The sequence below is a fragment of the Aeromicrobium sp. Sec7.5 genome (genome assembly GCF_036867135.1).
Lineage (GTDB): Bacteria > Actinomycetota > Actinomycetes > Propionibacteriales > Nocardioidaceae > Aeromicrobium.
In genome coordinates this window covers 1,117,079-1,140,767 of sequence record NZ_JBAJIJ010000001.1, presented here as the reverse complement: position 1 = coordinate 1,140,767, position 23,689 = coordinate 1,117,079, and the positions used below count along the sequence as shown (strand labels likewise).

At 70.6% G+C, this 23,689-nt stretch carries 24 protein-coding genes; 14 read left to right on the top strand and 10 right to left on the bottom strand.

Annotated elements, in window-relative coordinates:
* Positions 1-48 precede the first annotated feature (48 nt).
* From V6S66_RS05770 to V6S66_RS05755, 4 genes are read right to left on the bottom strand one after another with little or no spacing between them, the layout of a single operon-like run.
* Positions 49-1,326, bottom strand: a complete 1,278-nt coding sequence (locus tag V6S66_RS05770; protein ID WP_334205796.1) for a cation:proton antiporter — start codon at positions 1,324-1,326, stop codon at positions 49-51.
* A gap of 32 nt (positions 1,327-1,358) precedes the next feature.
* Positions 1,359-2,453 carry a HupE/UreJ family protein gene (locus V6S66_RS05765; RefSeq protein ID WP_334205795.1) on the bottom strand — a complete coding sequence of 365 codons (1,095 nt, stop codon included), beginning with the start codon at positions 2,451-2,453 and terminating at the stop codon, positions 1,359-1,361.
* An 18-nt stretch (positions 2,454-2,471) separates the two neighbouring features.
* On the bottom strand, positions 2,472-3,536 hold the full coding sequence (locus V6S66_RS05760; RefSeq protein WP_334205794.1) for a YHYH protein: 1,065 nt from the start codon (positions 3,534-3,536) through the stop codon (positions 2,472-2,474).
* On the bottom strand, positions 3,533-4,516 hold the full coding sequence (locus V6S66_RS05755) for a YHYH protein (protein WP_334205793.1): 984 nt from the start codon (positions 4,514-4,516) through the stop codon (positions 3,533-3,535). Before V6S66_RS05755 ends, V6S66_RS05760 begins: the two co-directional genes overlap by 4 nt.
* A gap of 166 nt (positions 4,517-4,682) precedes the next feature.
* Between V6S66_RS05755 and V6S66_RS05750 the strand changes: the two genes are divergently transcribed.
* Both V6S66_RS05750 and V6S66_RS05745 read left to right on the top strand, forming a co-directional pair.
* The gene (locus V6S66_RS05750; protein WP_334205792.1) at positions 4,683-5,390 is read left to right on the top strand and encodes a response regulator transcription factor; all 708 of its coding nucleotides are present in this window, start codon (positions 4,683-4,685) and stop codon (positions 5,388-5,390) included.
* Positions 5,387-6,817 (top strand): sensor histidine kinase, encoded by a 1,431-nt coding sequence (locus V6S66_RS05745; protein ID WP_334205791.1) that lies wholly within the window; start codon positions 5,387-5,389, stop codon positions 6,815-6,817. The genes V6S66_RS05750 and V6S66_RS05745 overlap by 4 nt, the downstream gene beginning before the upstream one ends.
* Position 6,818: 1 nt before the next feature.
* On the opposite strand, the gene V6S66_RS05740 is transcribed toward V6S66_RS05745, so the two are convergent.
* Positions 6,819-7,064, bottom strand: a complete 246-nt coding sequence (locus V6S66_RS05740) for a hypothetical protein (RefSeq protein WP_334205790.1) — start codon at positions 7,062-7,064, stop codon at positions 6,819-6,821.
* 416 nt (positions 7,065-7,480) lie between these two features.
* Positions 7,481-8,095 (bottom strand): cysteine hydrolase, encoded by a 615-nt coding sequence (locus tag V6S66_RS05735; RefSeq protein ID WP_334205789.1) that lies wholly within the window; start codon positions 8,093-8,095, stop codon positions 7,481-7,483.
* Between the two features lie 113 nt (positions 8,096-8,208).
* On the opposite strand from V6S66_RS05735, the gene V6S66_RS05730 reads away from it, so the two are divergent.
* Positions 8,209-8,919, top strand: a complete 711-nt coding sequence (locus V6S66_RS05730) for a FadR/GntR family transcriptional regulator (RefSeq protein ID WP_334205788.1) — start codon at positions 8,209-8,211, stop codon at positions 8,917-8,919.
* Complete coding sequence (locus V6S66_RS05725; protein WP_334205787.1) at positions 8,916-10,274, top strand: FAD-binding oxidoreductase; 1,359 nt, start codon at positions 8,916-8,918, stop codon at positions 10,272-10,274. Before V6S66_RS05730 ends, V6S66_RS05725 begins: the two co-directional genes overlap by 4 nt.
* A gap of 164 nt (positions 10,275-10,438) precedes the next feature.
* Here the strand turns inward: V6S66_RS05725 and V6S66_RS05720 are convergent, their stop codons facing one another.
* Entirely contained in the window at positions 10,439-11,455 is a 1,017-nt protein-coding gene (locus V6S66_RS05720; protein WP_334205786.1) for an AraC family transcriptional regulator, read from the bottom strand.
* A gap of 82 nt (positions 11,456-11,537) precedes the next feature.
* On the opposite strand from V6S66_RS05720, the gene V6S66_RS05715 reads away from it, so the two are divergent.
* The 4 genes from V6S66_RS05715 to V6S66_RS05700 all read left to right on the top strand — a co-directional run bounded on the left by V6S66_RS05715 (position 11,538) and on the right by V6S66_RS05700 (position 16,587).
* Positions 11,538-13,019 carry a flavin-containing monooxygenase gene (locus V6S66_RS05715; RefSeq protein ID WP_334205785.1) on the top strand — a complete coding sequence of 494 codons (1,482 nt, stop codon included), beginning with the start codon at positions 11,538-11,540 and terminating at the stop codon, positions 13,017-13,019.
* Positions 13,016-13,963 carry an alpha/beta hydrolase gene (locus V6S66_RS05710; RefSeq protein WP_334205784.1) on the top strand — a complete coding sequence of 316 codons (948 nt, stop codon included), beginning with the start codon at positions 13,016-13,018 and terminating at the stop codon, positions 13,961-13,963. The genes V6S66_RS05715 and V6S66_RS05710 overlap by 4 nt, the downstream gene beginning before the upstream one ends.
* A complete protein-coding gene (locus tag V6S66_RS05705) occupies positions 13,960-14,784 on the top strand; it encodes a short-chain dehydrogenase/reductase (protein WP_334205783.1) in 825 nt (274 codons plus the stop codon). The genes V6S66_RS05710 and V6S66_RS05705 overlap by 4 nt, the downstream gene beginning before the upstream one ends.
* Positions 14,785-15,132: 348 nt before the next feature.
* Positions 15,133-16,587, top strand: a complete 1,455-nt coding sequence (locus V6S66_RS05700) for a protein adenylyltransferase SelO (RefSeq protein ID WP_334205782.1) — start codon at positions 15,133-15,135, stop codon at positions 16,585-16,587.
* Positions 16,588-16,602: 15 nt separating this feature from the next.
* Here the strand turns inward: V6S66_RS05700 and V6S66_RS05695 are convergent, their stop codons facing one another.
* Positions 16,603-16,965, bottom strand: coding sequence for a DUF1330 domain-containing protein (locus tag V6S66_RS05695; protein WP_334205781.1), 363 nt, complete (start codon positions 16,963-16,965; stop codon positions 16,603-16,605).
* Between the two features lie 164 nt (positions 16,966-17,129).
* Here V6S66_RS05695 and V6S66_RS05690 point away from each other — a divergent pair, with 164 nt between their 5' ends.
* From V6S66_RS05690 to V6S66_RS05665, 6 genes are read left to right on the top strand one after another with little or no spacing between them, the layout of a single operon-like run.
* Complete coding sequence (locus tag V6S66_RS05690; protein ID WP_334205780.1) at positions 17,130-18,683, top strand: sodium-dependent transporter; 1,554 nt, start codon at positions 17,130-17,132, stop codon at positions 18,681-18,683.
* A complete protein-coding gene (locus V6S66_RS05685) occupies positions 18,680-18,832 on the top strand; it encodes a methionine/alanine import family NSS transporter small subunit (protein ID WP_334205779.1) in 153 nt (50 codons plus the stop codon). Before V6S66_RS05690 ends, V6S66_RS05685 begins: the two co-directional genes overlap by 4 nt.
* A 55-nt stretch (positions 18,833-18,887) precedes the next feature.
* Positions 18,888-19,451 (top strand): RNA polymerase sigma factor, encoded by a 564-nt coding sequence (locus V6S66_RS05680; protein ID WP_334205778.1) that lies wholly within the window; start codon positions 18,888-18,890, stop codon positions 19,449-19,451.
* An 8-nt stretch (positions 19,452-19,459) separates the two neighbouring features.
* Positions 19,460-19,729 (top strand): zf-HC2 domain-containing protein, encoded by a 270-nt coding sequence (locus tag V6S66_RS05675; protein ID WP_334205777.1) that lies wholly within the window; start codon positions 19,460-19,462, stop codon positions 19,727-19,729.
* Entirely contained in the window at positions 19,726-21,171 is a 1,446-nt protein-coding gene (locus tag V6S66_RS05670) for a dihydrolipoyl dehydrogenase family protein (protein ID WP_334205776.1), read from the top strand. Before V6S66_RS05675 ends, V6S66_RS05670 begins: the two co-directional genes overlap by 4 nt.
* Complete coding sequence (locus V6S66_RS05665) at positions 21,161-22,249, top strand: NAD(P)/FAD-dependent oxidoreductase (RefSeq protein WP_334205775.1); 1,089 nt, start codon at positions 21,161-21,163, stop codon at positions 22,247-22,249. The genes V6S66_RS05670 and V6S66_RS05665 overlap by 11 nt, the downstream gene beginning before the upstream one ends.
* Here V6S66_RS05665 and V6S66_RS05660 read toward each other — a convergent pair.
* Both V6S66_RS05660 and V6S66_RS05655 read right to left on the bottom strand, forming a co-directional pair.
* Positions 22,237-22,908, bottom strand: a complete 672-nt coding sequence (locus V6S66_RS05660; RefSeq protein ID WP_334205774.1) for a TVP38/TMEM64 family protein — start codon at positions 22,906-22,908, stop codon at positions 22,237-22,239. The genes V6S66_RS05665 and V6S66_RS05660 overlap by 13 nt on opposite strands.
* A 41-nt stretch (positions 22,909-22,949) precedes the next feature.
* Positions 22,950-23,618, bottom strand: a complete 669-nt coding sequence (locus tag V6S66_RS05655; protein ID WP_334205773.1) for a CDP-alcohol phosphatidyltransferase family protein — start codon at positions 23,616-23,618, stop codon at positions 22,950-22,952.
* Between the last annotated feature and the right edge of the window lie 71 nt (positions 23,619-23,689).

Here is a 23,689-nt window from a genome sequence, read left to right as displayed (position 1 = left end):
CTCCGTGGAAGCCGGGACACACCAGAGTCTCCGGACTCGCCGGGGCGATCATGGCCGCCGGCTTCGACGCATTCGTCTGAGGTGCTGTCGTGACCTGGCTGAGGCTACATGCGGCAGGCCCTGCGCCAACGCCGGGAACAGGGTCACGGAGATGATGCCGGCCGCGACCAGCACGGAGGCGACGTGGCCGGGCATGAGATCGCCCTCGACGGCGACCTCGGTGACGGCCACGATGATGGGCAATCCGGCGGCGGCGTACAAGCCGAGCTGCACGCGCTCGGTGGCGGTGGTGAGCTCGGAGGCCGTGGGGGTGAACTGCTCCCTGAGCAGTACGACGCCTCCGCGAACCCCGAGAATCATCAGGACGAAGACCGTCAGCAGTCCCGGGGAGGTGGCCACCGCGGCGACGTCGACATCCATGCCGGTGGTGAGGAAGAAGACCGGCACCAGGAAGCTCCACGCCACGACCGTGAGCTTCTCGTCGAGGAAGTGGGCATCGTCCGGTGCGATCGCGCGAAGGACGAAACCCGCGGCAAAGGCGCCGATCACGAGATCGAGATCCAGTACGGCAGCGGCGGCCATCAGGGAAAGAAGGAGCCAGAAGATGAAGCGCATGCCGGTCTGGCCGGTGCCGTGCATGCCCTGGACGATCGCGCGGCTGACCCCGGGAATGCGGAGCAGGAGGGCGCGAGGCGCGATCGCCACGAGGACCGCGAGCAGGGCGAACCCGAGAAGCACCGCCACGGTGGTCAGGCTCGCGCGCGAGCCCAGCAGTACGGCGATCACCAGGATGGGTCCGAGCTCGCCCATGACTCCGTGGGTGACGACGGCTCTGCCGAGCGGTGTGGACTCCAGGCCGATGTCGCGCAGGATCGGGGTCAGGGCCCCCAGTGCCGTGGAGCTGATCGCCAGGGCCAGGACGAGTGCCACCGAGAAGTCCGCCACCGGGATGAACACCCACGCCACCGAGAATCCGAGGAGCATGCACAAGATCCAGGTGGCGGCGGCCTGACGTCCCTGTGCGGCGCGAAGGGTCGCCGGCTGGATCTCGGTGCCCGCGATCAGGAACAGCAGTCCGAGGCCGAGCTCACTGAGGAGGTCGATGCCCGACCCGGTTGAGGCCAGACCGAGCACGCCGGGGCCGATCAGAGCGCCGAGGACCAATAGCGAGACGACGTCGGGCACCAGTCCGCGGGTCGCGCGAGCGACCAGGGGTGAGATGGCGACGGCCGTGGCGATCCAGAAGAGCCAGACCATCGTCGAGGACGTGTCGGTCGATTCCGACGAGGTCAGCAGGACGGAGAGGGAAGCGGTCGGGGTGGTCACGGGCGTTCGCCTGTCGGAGGGGGATGGATGGGTCAGGCGGCCAGAAGTGAGGCCGTCCAGCCGAGCCCGACCAGACCGGCGCCACTGCAGACGGCCATGCGGACCCACTGGTGGCGTTCAGCGAGCATTCGACCGGAGATCCAGATGCCGAGGATGACCAGGAGGACGACCGCGGTCTGCGCGACGTCGATGCCGATGTTGAAGGCGGCCAGAGCGCCCACCTCGTGGGTGGTGGCCAGGCCGAGCCCGCCGAGGCTGGAGGCGAATCCCAGGCCGTGCACGAGGCCGACTGTCGCGGCGATCCAGGGGCGGATCGTCTCGCCCCTGCCCCGCAGGGCGAGCACGGCGGCAGCGACGATGGACAGCGAGATCGCTGGTTCCACCCACTGCGGGGGGATCGAGACGATGTCGAAGTAGGCCAAGCAGAGGCTCGTCGCGTGGCCGATGGTGAAGGCGGTGACGAGCTTGACGACGCGCCACGTGGTGGTGCGGGAGACCGTGGAGCCCACCACGGCGAAGGTGAGGACCACCAGGAACAGCATGTGGTCGAGGCCGGATCGCACGTGGTCGAGGCCGGTGAGGAAGAACGATCGGACGGTCGAGGCGGCGTCGAGGGAGATCGACATGGTGCTGTCGTCTCCCAGTCGGCCGGTCACGGGTCCGTTCGGTCCGGACAGCACCACCTGGTCGGTCGGCGAGGTGAAGGACCAGGAAAGGTCCACGCGGGAGACGTCGCCGTCGTGGGGGCCGGTCGCGAAGATGATCTCCACGTACTTCGTGGCGGGGACTTGGCCCTCACCGATCGGGGCCGGTCCGGCCCCGATGATGTCGACCTTCTGGCCGTCGACCTCGAGTGCCGCATGCTCACGCAGAACCTTCACCAGGCTCGTCGTCACGTTGGCTTCCTGGGCTCGCAGCTCGTCGGCACCCACCAGCCCGTCACCGGAGGTGTCCTGGTAACCGAGCTCGGCGAAGGAGACCTGCGCGGTGCCGAGGACTCGTTGGTCCGTGACGTCGAGGACGATCGCGCCGCTGGTGTCGTCGTGGGCCAGGGCGGGCACGGCGCCGGCGAGGATCGCGCCAGCGCAGCCGAACGTCACCAGCGTGGACGCGAGCCATCGGGTCATTCGTGGCCGGGTCACCCGTCAGCCACCGGACGGCGGCGAGCCACCACCGCCGGGCCCCTCGCCGTTGGGCAGCGCGACGTCGGCATTGTCGGGGCTGGTCAACGCGGACTCGGCCGTCGCCCCGGCCCGGCAGGTCGGCAGGTTCGGGGAGTCGTAGGTGAGGTGGTAGTGGTAGGTCTCGCCAAACTCGGCGGTCTCGGAGATGTGGCCGGAGCACTCGTCAAGGTCGCTGGGGATGTCCCGGTCCTCCTCGGGGCCATAGATCCCGAAGCCGTCGTAGCCGAAACCGACCAGCGCCTCTGCGTCCTGCTCGACCGAACAGGTCACGGGAGCTCCTGCCTCGTCGAGGTTGGTCTGGATCGACGCGGCGCCGAAGTGCCAGTGGTAGTAGCCCGACGGGTCGATGTGGCCGCCGCACGCATCCAGGGCCGGCAGCCCTCCCCGGTCAGCCACCGACGGCGCGTCACCGAAGATCGTGACGCCGTCCACCGCAAGCCCCACCTGCGAGATGGTCGACAGGTCGGTGGGCGTGTCGAGCAGCTCGGGAGTGGTCGGGATCAGGACCTGCAGGTGGTAGGAGCCGTCAGCAGTGGCCTCCAGGCAGGAATTCGCCGTGGTCGAGGACGAAGCAGCACCCTCGGCCGGGTCGGTGATGGTGATATTGCCGTCGGCGTCGGCGAACTCGTAGCCCTGCGAAGACACGAGGTCCCAGAAGCCGCTGTCGAGGGCGTAGAGACCGGGTGCGTCGCCGTCCCAGACCCACACGCCACCGAGGTCGCTGGTGGTGGCGGGACAGTATGGGCCATCGGTGTCGACAGTCGAGGCCAGGCTGGCGACCTCGAGCTGGTAGCACGTGGTCTCGCTGCCGTTCTCCAGCGTGCAGTCCACCGTCGCGGCCTCCGAGGTCAAGGCGCCGTCGACGAACAGCGATGAGATGTCCACGCTCCCATCGCCGGCCGTGGTGCCCCCCGCGGCGTCGGTCGAGCTCGACCCGCACGCTGCGGCGGCCAGCAGGACGGCCGCAGTCAGGGCGACGAGACGGAGCGGCCGGGCGGGCGTGGCAGGGATGCTCGGGTGTCTCATCCGCCGGCACCGGCGCCGGGGGCTCCTCCGCCGGGCGGTCCTCCCCCTCCATCCTCGGACTCGACGGTCTGGCCCACCAGGCAGGCGATCACGAGGTTCTCGGACGCGGGGTTGGCGTGGTAGTGGTAACCGAGGTCGTCGGTGGTGTGTCCGTTGCACGCGTCGAGGTCGTCAGGGGCCTCGCCCTCCTCGTACGGGCTGTGCACCGCGTAGCCGTCGAGCGCGTACCCGAACTGCGCGGTCTCCCCGTCAAGGGCCTCGCCGACCTCGGAACAGCCGACTGCCCCGTGCAGGTGGTAGCCCTCTACCGGGTTGAAGTGGCCGCCGCAGTCGTCGAACGCCGCGATCGTGTAGGCGCCAAGGATCTGCTCGACCGGCGCGGAGGCGTCGATGCGCACCCCGTCGAGAGTGACACCCAGGACGGCCTGCGCGCTGGTGGCCTCGTCCGCCGCTACGGGCGTCGTCGGAATCAGCACCTCGCTCGTGATGGGCTCACCGTTGTCGAGCCACGCCACCTCGCCCTGGATGCAGTGGTTCGCAAGGGCGGGGTCCACGTCGGGGCGGGCGGCAGCCTCGAACTCGGCCTGGGTCTCAGTGACCAGCACGTTGCCCTCGTCGTCGTACATCTTCCAGCCGTCGTCGTCGTAGGTCTCCGCGAGGCCCTCGATGAACGCCCCGTCGAGGTCGTAGAGGTTGTCGCCGTCGAACCAGATGCCGCCCGCATCGGGGCCATCGGTGATCGTCGCAGGGCAGAACGGCCCGACCTCGCGATCGACCGGATAGCCGGCGACCGTGATCCGGAAGCACGTGGTCTCGGCGCCGCCACTGAGGGTGCAGTCCTCGGTCGTGGGCTCCTCGGTCAGTGCCCCGTCCAGGAACAGGGAGGTGTCGAGGCCGACCGTCGCCGTGGAGTCGGACGTGGTCGCCTCGCCGGATCCGGAGTCGGAGGTCGAGGAGTTGCAGGAGGCGAGCAGAATCATGCCTGCCACTGACACTGCCAGCACCGGGAGTCGGCGAAGCAAGCGAGGTGCTCCCGAGTGGCGATCGCGTGGGTGGTCCATGATCGAAGCATGGGGGGCGCCACTGTGACAGCACTGTGGAGCCAATCACAGCCTCATCACAGTTTCCACACCCTGGATGGCACCGATGCGCCCTGACCTCACCCCGGCATCCCCCCGCCGGATCCTCGTCGTCGAGGACGACCCCTCGATCAACGACATCGTGTCCACCGCGCTGCGGTTCCAGGGGCACTCCGTCACCCAGACAGCCCAGGGACACGCGGGCCTGGAGCTCGCGATGGCAGGTGGGGTCGACCTCATCGTGCTCGACGTGATGCTCCCCGGCATCGACGGGTTCGAAGTCTGCCGCCGTCTGCGCGAGGCAGGATCGGGCGCACCGGTCCTCTTCCTGACCGCCCGCGACGAGACCGAGCACCGCATCCGCGGCTTCGCCACCGGCGGCGACGACTACCTCACCAAACCCTTCAGCGTCGACGAGCTCGTGATGCGGGTGGCAGCCATCCTCCGCCGCACCACGTCCGACGACTCCGGCGGTCTGATCCAGGTCGGGTCCCTGACCCTCGACCCCGCCGGTCGTGAAGTACGCCGGGCCGGGGTGCTCATCGACCTCTCGGCCACCGAGCACCGGCTGCTCGAATACCTCATGGTCAACCGAGGAATCGTGCTGTCGAAGGCACAGATCCTCGACAACGTCTGGGGCCGCGACCACGACGGCACCGAGAACGTCGTGGAACTGTACGTCGGATACCTGCGCCGCAAGCTCGACGACGATCGCCCGCAGCTGATCCACACCCGCCGCGGCCTCGGCTACGTCCTGCGCGAAGGCCCTCGATGAACCGCATCTCGCTGCACTGGGTGATCCTCGTCCCGCTCCTGGCCACGATCGCCGTGGGCTTCATGGCCTTCGCCATCTACGTCGACTCGAGCGATCGCTCGACCCGGATGGCCGCGATCGACCAGGAGCTCGCCCGCGCCGAACGCGTCGATCTGACCCAGCCACCGACCGGTCCACCAAGCGGGGCGACCCCGCCGACCAGCACGGGCCCCACCGACTACGCGACCACCGGGGCGGAGGCGCCCGTCCAGCTCACCGTGTCGCCCGACGGCGACGTCACTGCCACGCAAGGTGGTGAGAACCCGTTTGCCAGCGACACCCTCGTCGCTCTGAGCGCGACTCGGGAGCGCACGACCAGCGAGATCGGTGCCTACCGGGTCCTCGTCTCACCGCAGCCCGACGGACGCGTCCGGATCACCGCCCTGTCCCTGGACGGCTACCGCGCCACGACCGACGCCCTCCGGCGGACCCTGATCATCGGCGGGATCAGCATCGCCCTGCTTGAGTCCGCGATGGCGTGGTGGCTGGCCGGCCGGCTGGTCCGACCCCTGGCGACGATGGCGACCACGGCCAACCAGATCGCGGAAGGGGCGCTCGACACCGACGTGGCCACGGCCGGTGGGTCCCGGGAGGTCTCCGACCTCTCGACCGACATCGAGCGGATGGTCGCCCGGCTTCGCGCCGCACTTGCTGAGCGCGAGCACTCGGAGGCAGCAGCCACACAGGCGCGCGACGACATGAGGCGCTTCCTCGGTGACGTCTCCCATGAGATCCGCACTCCACTCACCGCGCTCAAGGGGTACAGCGACCTGTACGAGCGTGGGATGCTCGCCGAGCCGGGAGCCCTGGACCGCGCCATGTCACGCGTCGGCAACGAGAGCGTCAGACTCAACTGGCTGGTCAACTCCATGTTGGAGCTGGTCCGTGGAGACGAGACGCGCGCCCACGTCGTGTCCGACGTCGACGTTCCTCAGGTCGTGCGAGCGGTGACCGACGACCTGCGGGCGGCGCACCCCGACCGCCAGATCGAGGCCAAAATCGGTCCGAGAAACGTTGCGGCGCTGGCCGGCGACCCCGCCCGGATCCATCAGGCCATCCTCAATCTTGGTGCCAACGCCTGCACGCACACCCCCAGCTCGACGCCCATCACCATTGCCGTGGAGGCGCCGCCGGGGGCCGTGGAGATCAGCGTGATCGACCACGGAGCCGGGATCGACAAGGCCGAGCAGCAGCGGATCTTCCTGCCCTTCTACCAAACCGACTCGTCCCGCGCTCGACACGGTGAGGGCGGTGCCGGCCTCGGACTCGCCGTCACCCAACAGATCGCCCACGAGCACCACGGATCGGTCACGGTCAGCCCGACCACCGGAGGTGGGTCAACCTTCACGCTCCTCCTCCCCCACGGCCGTCAGGAAGCCGGCACGTGAGTCACGACCCCTGACTGGTGGTGGCATCCGACGGGAGTGCAGCCATCAATTCGTCGACGGAAAGGCCCAGAGTCTTGGCAGCCTCCTCGAAGTCGGGTGGCGGACCCCCCAGCGCCGACTCGAGCTTGGTCACCGACACCCCGAGCGTCTTCGCCGCATCCGTCAGGTCAGGTGAAGCACCCGCAGAATCGGCACGCGGCTGCCGCAGGCGGGGCGCCTGCCTCACCGTCGCCAGCAGGTGGCCCACCCGCATCTCCGCTGACCTCGCCAGAGGGTCCTCGGCACGCTCACCCCCGTCGAGTTTGAGACGATCTACACCGCCGCAGACGCGGCCTGATCACTCCGACCCCCGAGCGTCAGCAAGACTCGGGGCAGACCCCGGCGCTTCGCTACAGGCATCTGAGTTGGTGGGTCTCGATCAGTTCCGGTCGTTCGACCTCGACGGCGAAAGCCCCGTCTAGTCAGTGGAAACGCCCCACGTGGCCTTCGGTCGCTCGGGGCGTTCCGCATGGCTAGCCGACCTCCTGTCGCAGAATCGGTCCATCACCACGCCTGGCCGACGGATCGCAAATCAACGACCAGGTCGCCGGAGTGGATCCACTGCGCCCTACCTGGACGCGCCCCGTGCCTGCGGGGGCCGGGACGACGGGGGCGGCACACCCGTCAGAGCGCCGCGGCGACGGCTTTCGACTCCATCGGCAGCGAGAACATCGGGAAGTCGTACGTGATGGCGTTGTCGTGCTCCTCGACGGACGTCGCGGCCGCACAGTCGGTCAACGTGATCACGCGATAGCCGTTCTCGTAGGCCGAACGCATCGTCGACTCGACGCAGCAGTTGGTGAGGAATCCGGCGAGGATCACCGTGGTGATGCCCTTGCTGCGCAGGATGAAGTCGAGGTTGGTGCTGGCAAAGGTGTCGAGCCCACGCTTGCCCTCGATCAGGATGTCGTCCTCGGTCGGCGCGAGGTCATCGACGATGGCCGCGCCCCAGCTGCCCTTCTCGAAGGCCTTGCCGTTCACGACCCCGGCGAGGATCCCGTACGGGTGGCGCGTGAGCTCGCCGTACCCGGGAGCGAACGTGATCGGGGCGTGCATGATCGTCACGCCGGCGGCGCGGGCCTGCTCGACGAAGGCAACCGTGTTGGCGAGCATGCCGGTCTTCTCCATGACCGCTGCGACAGGGTCGTGGAGCACGCCGCCGGGAGTGGTGAACTCGTTCTGGTACTCGATCAGCACGACGGCCGTGGTGGCGGGGTCAAGGGTGAGCTGCTCGGACATGGCGGACCTCCAGGTGGACCATCAGGAATGTGATGTGGATCGCATCACGCCCCTGAGTCAACCACTTGTCTGACAAGCAGGCAAGCGGGCGGGCAAGCGCTACAGTGACTCGCATGTCCACCCATCTCGCGCCGGTCGCACGGTTGCCGCTGAGCCTGGAGATCGCCTCGCGACTGCGTGAGGCGATCGTCGTCGGCGACCTCCCTCCTGGCGAGGAGCTGCCGACGGAGTCCGACCTGGCGAGCACCTTCGGCGTCGGGCGGTCCAGTGTGCGTGAGGCGCTGCGGGTCCTCCAGTCACAGGGCTTGGTGACCGGCGCCGAGTCGGTATCGACCTCTCGCCCGCGAGTGACCCACGACCGCCTTGCCTCGACGGCGGCCTCAGCGCTGACGACCGCCCTGCGGGTCTCGGCTGTGACGCTGCCCGACCTGGTTGCACTTCGCGTGCTGCTCGAGCGTGACGCGGTCCAGTCCGTCAACGTCGTGCCGGCCTCGACGCGCGAGTGCCTGAAGATCATGCGCGTCGCCGCCGACGCCGGCGACATCGAGGCCTTCCACCTCGCCGACGTCGACTTTCACGTCAGCCTGGCCCATGCGGGCGGGAATGCCGCTATCGGTCTCGTGGTGGAGGTCATGCGCGGCACGATCGCGGGCTACCTTCGCACGGCCCTGAGCGAGCATGGCGATCCGGTCTCGGTGCTGAGCGGCCTTTGCGACGAGCACGAGGCGATCGTGACGGCCCTCGACTCGGGCGCCCAAAGGCGCGCCGCCGATCTCGTCGTGGCGCACATCCGCGGCTTCTACGAGCCCGTCACCGAGTCATGAGCCTGGCCGATGGGCTGCTCGAGGAGCTGGTCGACGCCCTGGCCGGCCGGGTCATCACCGAGCCGACGTCGATGGAGGCGTACCGCCGCGACCAGTGTCTGGTCGCCGTCGCGGGCAGGCCGCTGGCCGTCGTGCGTGCCGGCGACGCGGCCGACGTCGTGACGGTCCTGACCATCGCTGATCAGCACGCAGCTCCCGTGGTCATCCGCGGAGCAGGAACGGGCCTGGCCGGTGCCGCGAACGCTCTCGACGGCTGCATCGTGCTCGACGTGTCGCGTTTGACGGCCCTGACCATCGACCCCGTCGCGCGCACGGCCACCGTCGGACCGGGCGTGCTCAATGCCGACCTCGACGCTGCCGCTCGGGAGCACGGACTCTTCTACGCACCCGACCCCGGCAGCCGGGCCATCTCGTCGATCGGCGGCAACATCGCGACCAACGCCGGCGGCATGTGCTGCGCGAAGTACGGCGTCACCGCAGATCACACGCTTGCACTCACCGTGGTGCTGGCTGGGGGCGAGACGATCCGCACCGGCCGAGCGACTCACAAGGACGTCGCCGGGCTGGACCTGACCCGTCTGGTCGTCGGCTCGGAGGGCACCCTCGGTGTCGTCGTCGAGGCGACCGTGCGCCTGCTGCCCGCATCGCCCGGCACTGCCACGGCCGCGCTCACCTTCCCCACCGTTGCAGCCGCCGTCGAGGCCGTGCTGGCGATCGAGCGGGTGGCGCGGCCCAGCGCCGTCGAGCTGATGGACGAGACCACCGTGCGCGCGGTCAACCTGATGACGCGGATGGGCCTCGACGAGGTGCCCACTCTGCTCGTGGTCACCGATGGAAGCGATCACGCCGCCGAGATCGCCGCCGTGGTCGAGGTCGCAGCCGCCCACGGTGCCCTCGCGGCCTTCCACACCGACGACACCGACGAGGGCACGGCCCTGATGGAAGCCCGCCGCGTGGCGCTCACGGCACTCGAACGACTCGGCACCACCCTGCTCGACGACGTCTGCGTGCCGATCCATCGCCTGCCCGATCTCGAGGCGCGGATCGCGAAGGCAGCAGCCGAGCACGGCGTCACCGTCGGCGTCTTCGGACACGCCGCGGACGGCAACCTGCACCCCACGATCGTCTACGACGCCACGGAGGCCGGCGCTGCCGAGCGCGCCTACGCATGCTTCGACCAGATCGTCCTGGCGGCCATCGACCTCGGCGGGACCGTCAGTGGCGAGCACGGCATCGGTTCGCTCAAGATCGACTACCTCGAGCGCCAGGTCGGCGCCGCCGAGCGGGCCCTCATGCATCGGATCAAGACGGCCTTCGACCCGTCCGGCATCCTCAACCCCGGCCGCGGCTACTGACGCGGGTTCTGACGCCCTCATGCGGCTGCTCGACGCCGATCTGGTCCGGTCCGGCATCGATCCCCGCCGCTCGTTGGCGGGCGCTCGTCAGCGCGATACGGCTCGGGCCAACGATCTCGCCGGCGTCGGGCGTGACGCCGTCGTCCGCACGACCCCGACGATGTTCACGGGGCCGAGCGAGTCACCTCAGCGCGGTACTGGCGTGGCGTCGTCCCGAACCACCGCCGAGACGAACGGTTGAGCGTGCTCTGCTCGGAATAGCCGAGCAGGCCGGCGATCTGACTCAGGTGCAGGCGTGGATCTGCCAGGTAGGCCGCCGCCTGGTCCCGCCTGACGCGCTCGATGACGTCCTGACACCGATCCCCCTCGGCCGCCAGGAGCCGCTGCAGGGTGCGCGGGTGCACGGCCAGCTGTTCCGCGATCGCGGTGGCCGTGCAGTTCCCGGTGGGAAGCAGTCGACGCGCCAGCTCAGCGACCCGCTGGTTCCAGGTGGCCGAACCGGGTGCGTAGGTCGACTCGAGGTACATCGTGGCCATGCGCCTGGTCTCGGGGTGGGAGCCGTCGATCGACCGGGTCGCCAGGTCGGCGCCGATCTCGAAACCGCACCACGGCTGCTCGAAACGCACCGGACATCCGAGGGCCTCTTCATAGGCGGCCTGCGGCCCCTGCCGCGGGTGGAGGAAGGACACCAGGCTCGGGCCCGCACCTGCGCCACCCAGCAGGCGCACGATGCGCGCCGCGTTGGCCATGCTGAGCTCGTAGCCCTGGCGAAGGTGCGTGAGCGTCGACTCCCGCACGGTGTAGGTGAACCGCAGGCCCGCTCCGGCCGGGCGAGGCTGCATCGCCAGCTCGAGCGCTGGGGAATGGACGTAGAGGTAGCGCGCGACCGACGTCAGGCCATCGTGCACCGTTGGGGCGTTGCGGGCGATGACTGCAACGGGTCCGAGGATGTCCAGCCCCTGCCACTTCGAGACTCGCAGGCCGAAGTCCGGACACGCGAGCTCGGTGGCCGCGGCCTCCAGGCACCGCACGAACGCGTCGAACGCCACGAACGCCTCCTGCTCTCGGGCCACGCCCGCGGGAAGGTGGAACCTCGCGCAGAGCTCGTCCGGATCGCCCCCGAGCTCGCGGACGACCTCGGCGTAACCCCAGAGGTTGGTCGCGCGGATGAGGCTTGCCACATCGGTCCTCCTGTCCGCAACTGTCAAAAGTATGTCGTGCCGTGTCAAGACCTGTTCGTCCAGTGGCGGCGACGCTGAACTCATGTCCACGACCCCCCACCTCGACGTCCTGATCATCGGAGCCGGCCTCTCGGGCATTGGCACCGCCTGCCAGCTGGCCCGGCAGTTCCCCGACAAGGAGGTGGCGATCCTCGAGCGGCGTGACCGACTGGGAGGCACCTGGGACCTCTTCCAGTACCCCGGAATCCGTTCCGACTCCGACATGCTGACCTTCGGCTACAAGTTCCGCCCGTGGAACGACCGCAAGGTGCTTGCCGACGGCGGATCCATTCGCCAGTACATCGCCGACACGGCGGCCGAGCACGGCATCGACGAGAAGATCCACTTCGGGATGCAGGTCGTCCGCGCCGACTGGTCGACCGCGCAGTCACAGTGGACCGTGACCGCAGTGCACGAGGCCAGCGGCGAGACCCGCTCGTACACGTGCGGCTACCTCGTCAGCTGCACGGGCTACTACGACTTCGACCGGGGTCACGAGCCGACGTTCCCCGGGGCCGGCGAGTTCGAGGGGCTCGTCGTCCACCCGCAACGGTGGCCCGAGGACCTCGACTACAGCGGCAAGAAGGTCGTGGTCATCGGCAGTGGCGCCACTGCGGTGACCCTGGTCCCCTCGATGGCCGGCACAGCCGAGCACGTCACGATGCTCCAACGATCGCCGTCGTACGTGCTGTCGGTGCCCGCTGTCGACAGCATCTCCGGCGTCCTCAACCGGTTCCTGCCGGACTCCTGGGTGTACGCGATTTCTCGTCAGCGCAACATCCTCGTGCACCGTGGGCTCTACCTCGCCTGCCGACGTTGGCCCAGGACGATGCGCCGGTTCCTGCTCTCCCAGGTTCGTCGCAAGGTCGGACCCAACGTCGACATGAGCCACTTCTCGCCGACCTACATGCCCTGGGACGAGCGGCTCTGCGCCGTGCCGAACGGCGACCTGTTCGACGCCCTCGCCAGCGGAGCAGCCTCGGTCGTGACCGACCATGTCGACAGGTTCACGCCCCGCGGCATCCTGCTGGAGTCCGGGCAGGAGCTGGAGGCCGACGTCATCATCACCGCCACCGGCCTGAAGGTGCAGATGCTCGGCGGGCTGAAGCTGTTCGTCGACGGTGAGGCCAAGGAGCTGCACGACCAGCTGACGTACAAGGGCGTGCTCGTCGAAGGCGTCCCGAACCTGGCGTGGATCTTCGGGTACACGAACGCGCCGTGGACCCTGAAGTCCGACATCGCCGGCGAGTACCTGTGCCGCCTGATGCAGCAGATGGACGACGCGGGCCACACCGTCGCCACACCCCGCGACGAGGAGGGCTCCCGCCTCGACATCGGGATGCTCGACCAGCTCCAGTCCGGATACGTCCAGCGGGCCAAGGACACCCTGCCGCGCCAGGGCTCGAAGGAGCCGTGGAAGGTGCTCATGCACTACGGGCGCGACTGCCGGATGCTCGTGGAGGAGCCGATCGACGACGGCCTGCTGCATTTCGAGTCCCCGGCCACGACCCTGACCACCGCATGAACGTCGTGCGCCAAGACCTCACGTTCAGCAGCGACGGCGTGAGGTGTGCCGCGTGGCACTTCGTCGCACGAGTGCCCGCGGATGACGGGTCAAGGGGCCGGCCGTGCGTCGTGATGGCGCACGGTTTCGGGGGCACCCGCGACACCGGACTCCTCGGGTACGCCGAGGGGCTCGCGGCGGCGGGCCTGGACGTGCTGCTCTTCGACTACCGCGGCTTCGGCGCCTCGGGCGGCGAGCCTCGCCAGCTCGTGTCGTACCGCCGCCAACGTGCCGACTACCACGCCGCGATTGCCGCGGCCCGCCGGCTCGTCGGCGTCGACCCCGACCGCATCATTCTGTGGGGAACGTCGTACTCCGGCGGGCACGTGCTCCCGGTGGCCGTCCAGGACCGACGGGTCGCTGCAGCGATCTCCCTGACACCGGCGATGGACGGTCGGGCCGCCCTGCTGGCGATCGCGCGGCACGGCGGTGTCCGTCGCCTCGCGCCTCTGCTGGTTCACGGGCTGCGGGACGTCGCGCGGGCCCTGACATCCCGACAGCCCCACTACCTGCCCGTCGTCGGCGAACCCGGATCGGTCGCGATCATCACTGCGCCCGGGGCCGTGGCCGGTTACACCGCAGTCGCGGGTCCGACCTGGCGCAACCTGGTCGGCGCCCGTGCGGCGCTGACCGTGGCCTTCAGCCGGCCCCTGCGTCAAGCGCGGCGCGCGAGGTTCCCCCTGCTGGTACAGGTCGGCGAGAACGACGCGGTGGCCCCTCCGGCCGCGGCAGTCGAGGTGGTCCGCCGAGCCGCCGGGACCGCCGAGCTGCTGTCCTACCCGGTCGACCACTTCGACGTCTACGACGGCCCCTGGCAGCAACAGGCCCTGTGCGACCAGATCACCTTCCTCGATCGGCACCTCGGCCGGTCGAGCAGTCCCCGCGAGAGAACGGTTCACTCATGAGCGCCTACCCCCTCACCTCCAAGGTCGCCCTCGTCACCGGCGGCGCCCGCGGAATCGGTTTGGAGACCGCCCGCGCGCTGCTCGAGCGAGGAGCTCGAGTCGCGATCGTCGACCTCGATCCCGAGGCGACCTCGATGGCGGCCAAGATGCTCGGAGAAGGCGCGATCGGCCTGGTCGCGGACGTGACGAGCTCGGCCGCGATGGAGGACATCGTGACCCAGGTCGTGGCCCAGCTCGGTCGCCTCGACGTCGTCGTGGCCAACGCCGGGATCGCCAACCAGCCGGCGACCATCCGGGCCATGAGCGCGGGCGAGTTCGAGCGCGTGATCGACGTCAACATCCACGGCGTCCACCGGACCGTCCGAGCCGCCCTGCCGCACATCACCGCCAACGGGGGGCACGTCGTCGTCGTGTCGTCGATCTACGCCTTCTCCAATGGCATGCTGGTGGCGCCCTACGCCATGTCCAAGGCCGCGGTGGAGCAGTACGGCCGAGCGCTGCGCAGCGAGCTGGTCCAGCACGGCGCCTCCGCGACGGTCGCGTACTTCGGATTCATCGACACGGCCATGACGCACGATGCCTTCGCCGACCCGATCGGCGCCCGCCTCAAGGCGACGTTCCCGCAGGTCCTCATGAAGAAGCTCGAGCCACGGGTCGCGGGCGGGGTGATCGTTCGGGGTATCGAGCGCCGAGCACCCCGCGTCATCGCGCCACGACGGTGGAGCCCGATGTCGGTTCTGCGCGGCGTGCTCAATCCCTACCTGGACCGCCGCAGCGAGCGCCACTCGGCGACCCAGGCGATCCTGCGCGATGCCGGCTGAGCGCCACGGTGACGTCGTGACGACCTGACTCGATCCCGGCGCCGTAGGCCTCGGCGTGTGGTCCAGGGACTGCGCCGCCGGTCGAGGCTCGCCCAGCTGACCGTCCAGGACGGGCCCTCGGGCAGTCCGTGCGCGTGTGCCGGTGGAGAGACACGATTCAGCGGCGCTGGGCGCGCGGACCTGTCAGGCGGCCACCGTGTCGACGCCGCGGCTGGGGCCGGCCCGGCGACGCCACTGCTGCGGGGGCGGACGCGGAGGTCATGAGGGTGCGCTGGGCCATGACCAGATCTGCAACCCGTCACCGTGAACCCGCTCCTCGAGCCAGACGCGGTCCGTAGGCTCGACGAGGTGACGACGAATCCCGAACTGCTCCCGATCGCGAACCGGTTCGCGACGGAGCTGCCCGAGCTTGCCCTCCCCTGGCAGGCCGAGGAGGCCCTCGACCCTCGGGTGCTGGTGCTCAACGAGCCGCTGGCCGCGGAGCTCGCGATCGACCCGGAGATGCTGGGCGGCGACGCCGGGGCGCGTCTGCTCACCGGCAGTCTCGTGCCGGCGGGCGCCACCCCAGTCGCGCAGGCCTACGCCGGACACCAGTTCGGCGGGTACTCACCTCGCCTCGGCGATGGCCGCGCGTTGCTGGTCGGCGAGCTGAGCGACCCCCAAGGGCGACTCCACGACCTGCACCTCAAGGGCTCGGGACGCACGCCGTTCTCCCGCGGAGGCGACGGCCGGGCCGCGGTCGGGCCGATGCTGCGCGAGTACCTCACCAGCGAGGCGATGCACGCCCTCGGCGTACCGACGACGCGATCGCTGGCAGTCGTGGCCACCGGACGCCAGGTTCGTCGCGAGAGAGATCTGCCAGGCGCCGTCCTGGCCCGGGTGGCGAGCAGTCACCTGCGCGTCGGCTCCTTCCAGTACGCGGCCGCGACCGGCGACGTCGAGCTGGTGCGTCGCCTGGCCGACCACGCGATCGCGCGCCACCACCCGGTTGCGGCCCAGGCCGCGAACCCGGCGCTCGCGCTGATCGAGGCCGTGGCCACGGCCCAGGGCGACCTCGTCGCACGGTGGATGCTGATCGGTTTCGTCCACGGCGTGATGAATACCGACAACATGACGATCTCCGGCGAGACGATCGACTACGGACCGTGTTCCTTCATGGAGGCGTTCGACCCCGCCACCGTGCACAGCTCGATCGACACCGGCGGCCGCTACGCCTACGGCAACCAGCCCCTGGTCGCCGAGTGGAACCTCGCCAGGTTCGCCGAGACCCTCCTGCCGCTGATCGCCGACGACCAGGACAGCAGCGTCGAGCTCGCGACGCAGGCGCTCGGCGCGTTCCGCTCCCGCTACGGCGCCACGTACGCGGCGGGCCTGGTCGCGAAGATCGGCTTCGCGTCCGGCACCGAGGAAGCGGTCGACCTCGGCGAGCAGCTGCTGGTGCTGCTGGGCGAGAACCACGTCGACTGGACCAGCGGGTTCCGGGCGCTCGCTGGCGCCGCACGCGGTGACGCCGAGCCGCTCCGCGGACTCGTCGCCAACCTGGCTGGCCTCGACGCGTGGTTGGCGCGTTGGCGTGAGCTCCTTCCCGACGCGGAGCTGTTGGAGCGCACCAACCCCGCCTACGTCCCACGCAACCACCGGGTCGAGGAAGCGCTCGACGCCGCGACCGCGGGCGACCTCGGGCCGTTCGGCGAGCTCCTGGCGGCCGTCCAGCACCCCTTCGACGAGCATCCCGGACTGGAGCGCTTCGCCGAACCGGCCCCACCCGACTTCGGTCGGTACGTCAGCTACTGCGGCACCTGAGCCGTCAGCGGCCGGTCAGCCCCAGTCAGACGTGGCCTGCAGGACGGCTTCCTCCAACGCCTCGGTGCGCAGGTGCGTGATCTGCTGGTAGTCGGGGTCGGCCACCATCTGTGAGAACGCCGAGCGGGACGGGTAACGCACCAGGAGCACGGCGTCCCAGCCGCTGCCGGCGGCCGGCACCAACGCGGTGCCGCACTCCCCCGCGTACACGACCGAGCCGCCCACCTTGGCCACGAACGGCGCGATCGCGCGGGAGTAGGCAGCGTACGAGTCACGTCCCTCGGGCTTGAATCGCAGCAAGTTCAGCATCACGACCTCGCCTCCCTCGTCCTCGGCCAGGTAGCGCTTGAGGTCCGATCCGGTGGGGTCGACGGCCATGGTGATCTCCTCCATGAGGCGGGGTCAGGGTGGATCGCACGCTACCGCCACCGCACCAGGGCGGGGCGGGGCGGGGCGGGAACGGCCCGGCCAGCCGGAGCGCACGAAGCGCGGTCGTGTCCTACGATGCCGGGAGCCCGACAACGACGTCAGGAGACACACCCATGGCGAGCGCAGAACACTCCAGCAGTGCGGCCGCACCCGGCCAGCAGGAGGCCCGTCGCGGGGCGTTCTCCTCGCGCAAGGTCTTCATCCTCGCGGCCATCGGGTCGGCGGTAGGGCTGGGCAACATCTGGCGCTTCCCGTACGTCGCGTACGAGAACGGTGGCGGCGCGTTCGTCATCCCCTACCTGATCGCGCTGCTCACCGCGGGTCTGCCGTTCCTGTTCCTCGACTACGCGATCGGCCACAAGCACCGCGGCTCGGCACCGCTGTCGATGGCGCGCGAGTCGCGCAAGGCCGAGCCGCTCGGGTGGTGGCAGGTCGGCATCTGCTTCGTGATCGCCGTCTACTACGCCGTGATCATCGCCTACGCCGCCCGTTACACGTTCTTCTCGATCGACAAGGCCTGGGGCGCCGATCCCGAAGGCTTCTTCTTCGGCGAGTTCCTGCAGACCAGCGAGCCGGGCGTCACGCTCGACTTCGTCGCGGGGGTGCTGATCGCCCTTCTGATCGTGTGGGCGGCCGTGCTGCTGATCATGGGACTCGGCGTGCAGAAGGGCATCGGAGCCACGTCGGTCGTGTTCATCCCGCTGCTCGTGTTGGCATTCGGGTTCCTCGTCGTGCGCGCCCTGTTCCTGCCCGGGGCCGCCGAGGGCCTCGACACGCTGTTCAGCCCCGACTGGGCGTCGCTGCGTGACGCCTCGGTGTGGGCCGCAGCGTTCGGACAGATCTTCTTCTCGCTGTCGATCGGCTTCGGCATCATGATCACCTACGCCTCGTACGTGGGCAGGCGTACCGACATGACCGGGTCCGGCCTGGTCGTCGGGTTCGCAAACTCGGGCTTCGAGCTGCTGGCCGGCATCGGCGTCTTCGCCGCGCTCGGCTTCATGGCTCAGTCGAGCGGTGTCGCGGTCGACGAGGTCGTCGCCGACGGCATCGGTCTGGCGTTCGTCGCGTTCCCCGCGATCATCAGCGAGGCCGCGGGCGGGTCACTGATCGGCGTGCTGTTCTTCGGCTCCCTGGTGATCGCTGGACTGACCTCGCTCGTGAGCGTGCTCGAGGTCGTCGTCTCGGCGGTACGCGACAAGTTCGACCTGAAGCGGGTCACCGCAGTCCTCGTCGTGGGGGTGCCCGCGATGGTCGTGAGCGTGCTGCTGTTCTCGACCACGAGCGGTCTGCTGGTGCTCGACATCGTCGACTACTTCGTCAACCAGTTCGGCATCCTGCTGGTCGCCGTCGTCACGATGGTGGTGATGGGTGTCGGCCTGAAGGCGCTTCCTGGCCTGGCCGCGCACCTCAACCGGCACGGCTCGGTCAAGCTCGGCCGGACGTGGATGCTGCTGGTCGCGGTCGTGGCGCCGCTCGCGCTCGGCTACGTGCTGGTCCGCGCCTTCATCGACACCCTCGACGAGCCGTACGGTGGCTACCCGGCCTGGATGCTGAACGTCTTCGGCTGGGGCACGGCCGGCCTGGTGCTCGTGGTCGCGTTGGTGATCACCGTCACCCGTCGCAAAGCCGTCACGCCCGAGCACGACCGAGAGGGGGCCGACCGATGAGCGCTGACGCGATCGTCATGATGGTCGTCGCGATGCTGATCCTCTGGGGAGGGCTGGTCACCGCGATCATCAGCCTGAACCGCCGGCCCGACGCCGACGCCGACGCCGAGGACGATCCCCACTTCGACACCTACCGTCGCGATCTCTGAGCCGCGACGACGTGCCATCGGGAAGACAGGGCCGACTTCGGCGGGTTCCCGACGCATGAGCGACGCGACGACCTCTCCGGACGCCGAGCGACGCCGCGCCTTCGGCGAGGTCATCGAGCCCGAGATCGAGGTCATGCTCCGGGTGGCCCGCAGCATCACCGGCAGTGCCGCCGATGCCGAGGACCTCGTGCAGGAGTCCCTGATCCGCGCGTTCCGCGCCCTCGACCGGTTCGACGGGCGCCATCCCCGCGCTTGGCTGCTGACAATCCTGCGCAACACCCACCTGAACATGCAGCGGCGCCGCAGGCCGATCGCGATCGACGACGCGGAGCTGGCGCGGGCCGCACGCCCGGCGTTCGGCTCCGCGGGGGTCCCGTCGGCCGAGGACTCCTTCGTCACCGACGAGCTGGGAGCCGCGCTCCAGGTGGCCGTCGACTCGCTCGACCCGAGGTTTCGCAGCGCGTTGATCCTGGTCGACGTCCACGACCTGTCGTACACCGACGCGGCGGCCCTGCTCGGGATACCGCCCGGCACCGTCATGTCCCGGCTCAGCCGTGCCCGCCAGAAGGTCCGCGTGGCGCTCGGCCCGACCTTCGCGACCTCCGAAAGGGAACTGTGATGATCGTGATGCTGCGACAGGTGATCACCTGTCACTGGACCGCACGACGGATCCACCGCTACCTGGACGCCGACCCCGCCGCGCCACTGACCCCGAGCGAGATCAGCCGGCTCGAGGAGCACGTGGCCACGTGCGAGCGCTGCAGCGAGGTGCTGCGCCAGCACCGCCTGCTGAGCCGGGCGCTGGCGGGATGGTCGGGGCACCACGTGGTCGACCGCGCCTCCACCGACCGGCTGCGGTCGGTGCTCGACGATCTCGTCGAAGGACGGTTGCCGTGAGATCGCCACGACCCTGGGACCTCGTGGTGCTGGGCGGGGGCACCGCGGGCATCGTGGCCGCGAAGACGGCGGCGCGCCTCGGCTCCCGCACCCTCCTCGTCGAGGACCACCGCACGGGCGGCGACTGCCTGTGGACCGGGTGCGTGCCCTCCAAGGCGCTCCTGGCCGCCGCCGGCGTCGCCGCCTCGGCCCGTTCGGCGCACCGGTTCGGCGTGGTCACCGGCGACGTGCAGGTCGACTTCGCCCGCACGATGGAGCACGTGCACGCGGCGATCGCCACGATCGCGCCGATCGACTCCCCCGAGGCGCTGACCGCCGCAGGCGTCACGGTGCGGGCGGGGCGTGGCCGGTTCGTTGACCAGGGCGTGCTCGAGATCGACGGCGACCCGGTCCGGTTCCGGCAGGCGGTGGTCGCCACCGGCGCCGCGCCGACGCGCCCCGGTGTCCCCGGTCTCGAGGACGTCGACGCCCTGACCAGCGACGACGTCTGGGAGCTCCGGGAGGCACCCCGCCGGCTGGCCATCCTCGGCGGCGGCAGCATCGGCTGCGAGCTCGGCCAGGCGATGGCCCGCCTCGGGGTCGACGTGACGGTCGTCGAGTCGGCGTCGCGGGTCCTTCCCCAGGAGGACGCCGACGCCTCGGCCGTCGTGGGCCGTGCCCTGACGGCCGACGGCGTCACCCTCCGTGTCGGCCGCACGGCCACGTCCGTCACGGGGTCCGACGACGGCCGCGCCGGCACGCTGCACCTCGACGACGGCAGCACCGTCGCCTTCGACCGCCTGCTCCTGGCCGTGGGGCGCACCCCGCGGACCCGGGACATCGGCCTGGACCGGATCGGCGTCGAGGTCGACGACCGCGGATTCGTCGTGGTCGACGACCGGCTCCGCACGACCAACCCCCGGGTGTGGGCCGCTGGCGACCTGACCGGGCACCCCCAGTTCACGCACACCGCCGGGGTCCACGGCAGTCTCGCCGCCAGCAACGCGGCGCTCGGCGTGCCGCGACGCGTCGACACCGCCGTGGTCCCCCGCGTCACCTTCACCCAGCCGGAGGTCGCGGCCGTCGGCGTCGACACGGGCCGCACCCAGCGCGGCCTGCGCCAGCTCACGCAGCAGCACGACGACGTCGACCGCGCGGTCGTCGAGGCCGAGACGGACGGGTTCACTCGCGTGGTCGTCGACCGCAAGAGGCGCATCGTCGGCGCCACCGTGGTCGGTCCGCGCGCCGGCGAGACCCTGGGCGAGCTGGCGATCGCCGTGCAGCAGGGTCTGCGCACGCGTGACCTCGCGAGCGTGATGCACGCCTACCCGACCTGGAACGACGGTCCGTGGAACGCCGCGGTCGCGGACGTGCGGACGCAGCTCGAGGCACCCGTGACCCGGCGGATCCTGCGCCTGCTGGTCCGCGTCCGTCGCGCCCTCCTGGCCCGCCGTGACCGCTGAGACCCGGCTGCTGCTCGTGGGGGCGGGCCACGCCCACCTGCACCTCCTGCGGCAAGCCGACCAGCTGCGCCGGGCCGGCTACGTCGTGACGCTCGTGGCCCCGCCGTGGTTCGACTACAGCGGAGCGGCGGCCGGTGTCGCCGTGGGCGCCCGTGACCCTGCGGTGGGCCGGATCGACGTCGCCCGCCTGGCGCAGGGAGGGGTCGAGCACCGGCCCACGCGGGTGACCCGGCTCGACGCCGACACCCGGGCCGCGACCTGTGCGGACGGTGAGCAGATCAGCTGGGACGTCGTGTCGCTCAACATCGGCAGCGTCGCCGCGACGCCCCCGGGGCTGTCGGTGCACCCCGACGTCGTGCGGGTCAAGCCGCTCGACGACCTGCACCGGCTGCGTGAGCACGTGGCGACGCACCACGGCGGCGCCGGGCTGCGCGTCAGCGTCGTCGGTGCCGGTCCGAGCGGGATCGAGCTCGCCGCCCAGCTCGCGCTCGTGCCGCACGTGGCCCGGGTGACCGTGCTGGAGTCCGGCGCGTCCCTCGGCGCGTTCCTCCCGACCGGAGCGGCCTCACGCCTCGCCCGGCTGCTGGACCACCGCGGCGTGGTGGTGCGCTGCGGGGTCGACCTCGTGGAGGTCGGGGCGTCGAGGGCAGTGCTGCGCGACGGCACCGAGATCGTGCACGACGTGGCCGTGCTCGCGACCGGCTTGGCGCCGCCGCCGCTCGCGACCGCGGCACCCTGGGGCGGCCCCGGAGGCCTCCCGGTGGAGGCGACCCTCCAGCACCGCGACCACGCCGACGTCTACGCCGCGGGCGACTGCGTCGACTTCCTGCCCGGGCGCCTTGCCCGCATCGGGGTGCACGGCGTGCGACAGGGGCCGGTCCTGCTGGAGGCACTGCTCGCGCGGAGCGCGGGAGGGCCAGCACCGGTCTACACGCCACCGTCGACGTCGCTGTCGATCCTCGACCTCGGTGGCGGCACGGCACTGGCGGTGCGTGGTGGCCGCTGGTGGTTCGGGCGCGCCAGTCTGCTGCTCAAGCGCGCCATCGACCGTCGCTGGTTGGCGCGCTACCGCTCCTGATCCGGGTCGTCGGAGTCCGCGGGCTCGGTCCGCGCCAGCAGCCGACGACCGACCGTGCCACCCAGCACGGCCAGGGCGACCAGCCCGCCAATGCCCAGGACGATGCCGAGCGGGTCGGCTCCCGAGGCCCCGACCGCGGCGTACGCCAAGGCGCCCGGCACGATGCCCAGCGCGGTGCCCAGCAGGTAGTCGCGCGCCCGGACCCCCACCAGGCCGGCGGCGTAGTTCAGCGGGGTGAACGGAAAGAGGGGCACCAGCCGCACGGCGACGACCGCGACCAGGCCGTGCTGGCGCAGGACGCGATCGGCCTGCGCCAGGCGTCCGCCGAGCAGGCGGTCGACCGCCGGGCGCCCGAGCCGGCGTCCGGCGAGGAACCCGCCCACCGACCCCAGCCAGGCACCGGCCCACGCGAGCAGCGCTCCCACCCAGACCCCGAAGAGGGCACCGCCCAGGATCGTCAGCAGCGAAGCGGGGGTCGGCACGAGCACGAGCAGCGCGTAGCCGACGACGAACACCACGGCACCGGCCCAGCCGGCCGACTCGACCCCCGCACGGAGCTGTCCGGGCCCGTCCCAGCCGCTGGCTTGGAGACCGACCGCGACGGCGAGGAACGCCAGCACGAGGGCGGCCAGGCGGAGCACGGAGGCGCGGGAGGTCACGGGGCGGGAACCCGGTGAGTCCTCCGTCTGCTTCCGCTCGCTCATGGACCCGCCAGGGGCCGGCGCAGCGCACGATGGCCCACCACGACCCGGTGCGCCGCGCTGACGCCGACCACGGCTGCCCAGACCCAGGCGATCGGTCCGGCGAAGGCGGGCACGATCAGCCAGAGGGAGTGCACCGCGATGGTCTCGGCGCCCTCCGCGAGGCCACCGAGGAAGCTCAGCGACCGGCCGTCGTCGAGCTGGTGCCCGGTGCGCTCCGCGATCGACGAGAAGGCCAGGAACGCCGTGCCGTTGACGTAGTACGCCAGCAGCACGGCGGCGAACGGCAGCCAGTCGCCGACGTCCGCGGCGGACCCCACAGTGCCGATGGCCACACCGACGACCGTGGTGCCGTACACCAGGAAGTCGGCCGTGACGTCGAGGAAGCCACCCGCGGGTGAGCCCTGACCGTCGGCGGACCGCCGCCGGGCCAGCGGTCCGTCGAGCCCGTCCAGCAGGCGCGAGACCCACCACGCCGCGAGGGCCCAGAGCCAGAGCTGCGAGGCCGCCAGGCCCGCGCTGGCGAGCCCGAGCACCAGACCTGCCACGGTCAGGCGGTCGGGCGTGATCCACCGGCGGTCCAGCACCGCGGCGACGCGGGTCAGCGGGCCGTCGAGGTGACCGCGCAGGCGACGGTCGAACATGGGCAGGCCCCCTTCGGCGTGCATGACTCGCGCCATCCTGACCCACGACGGGGTCCAGCACCACATGACACCGTTCTGGGCGACTCCCCGGCGGG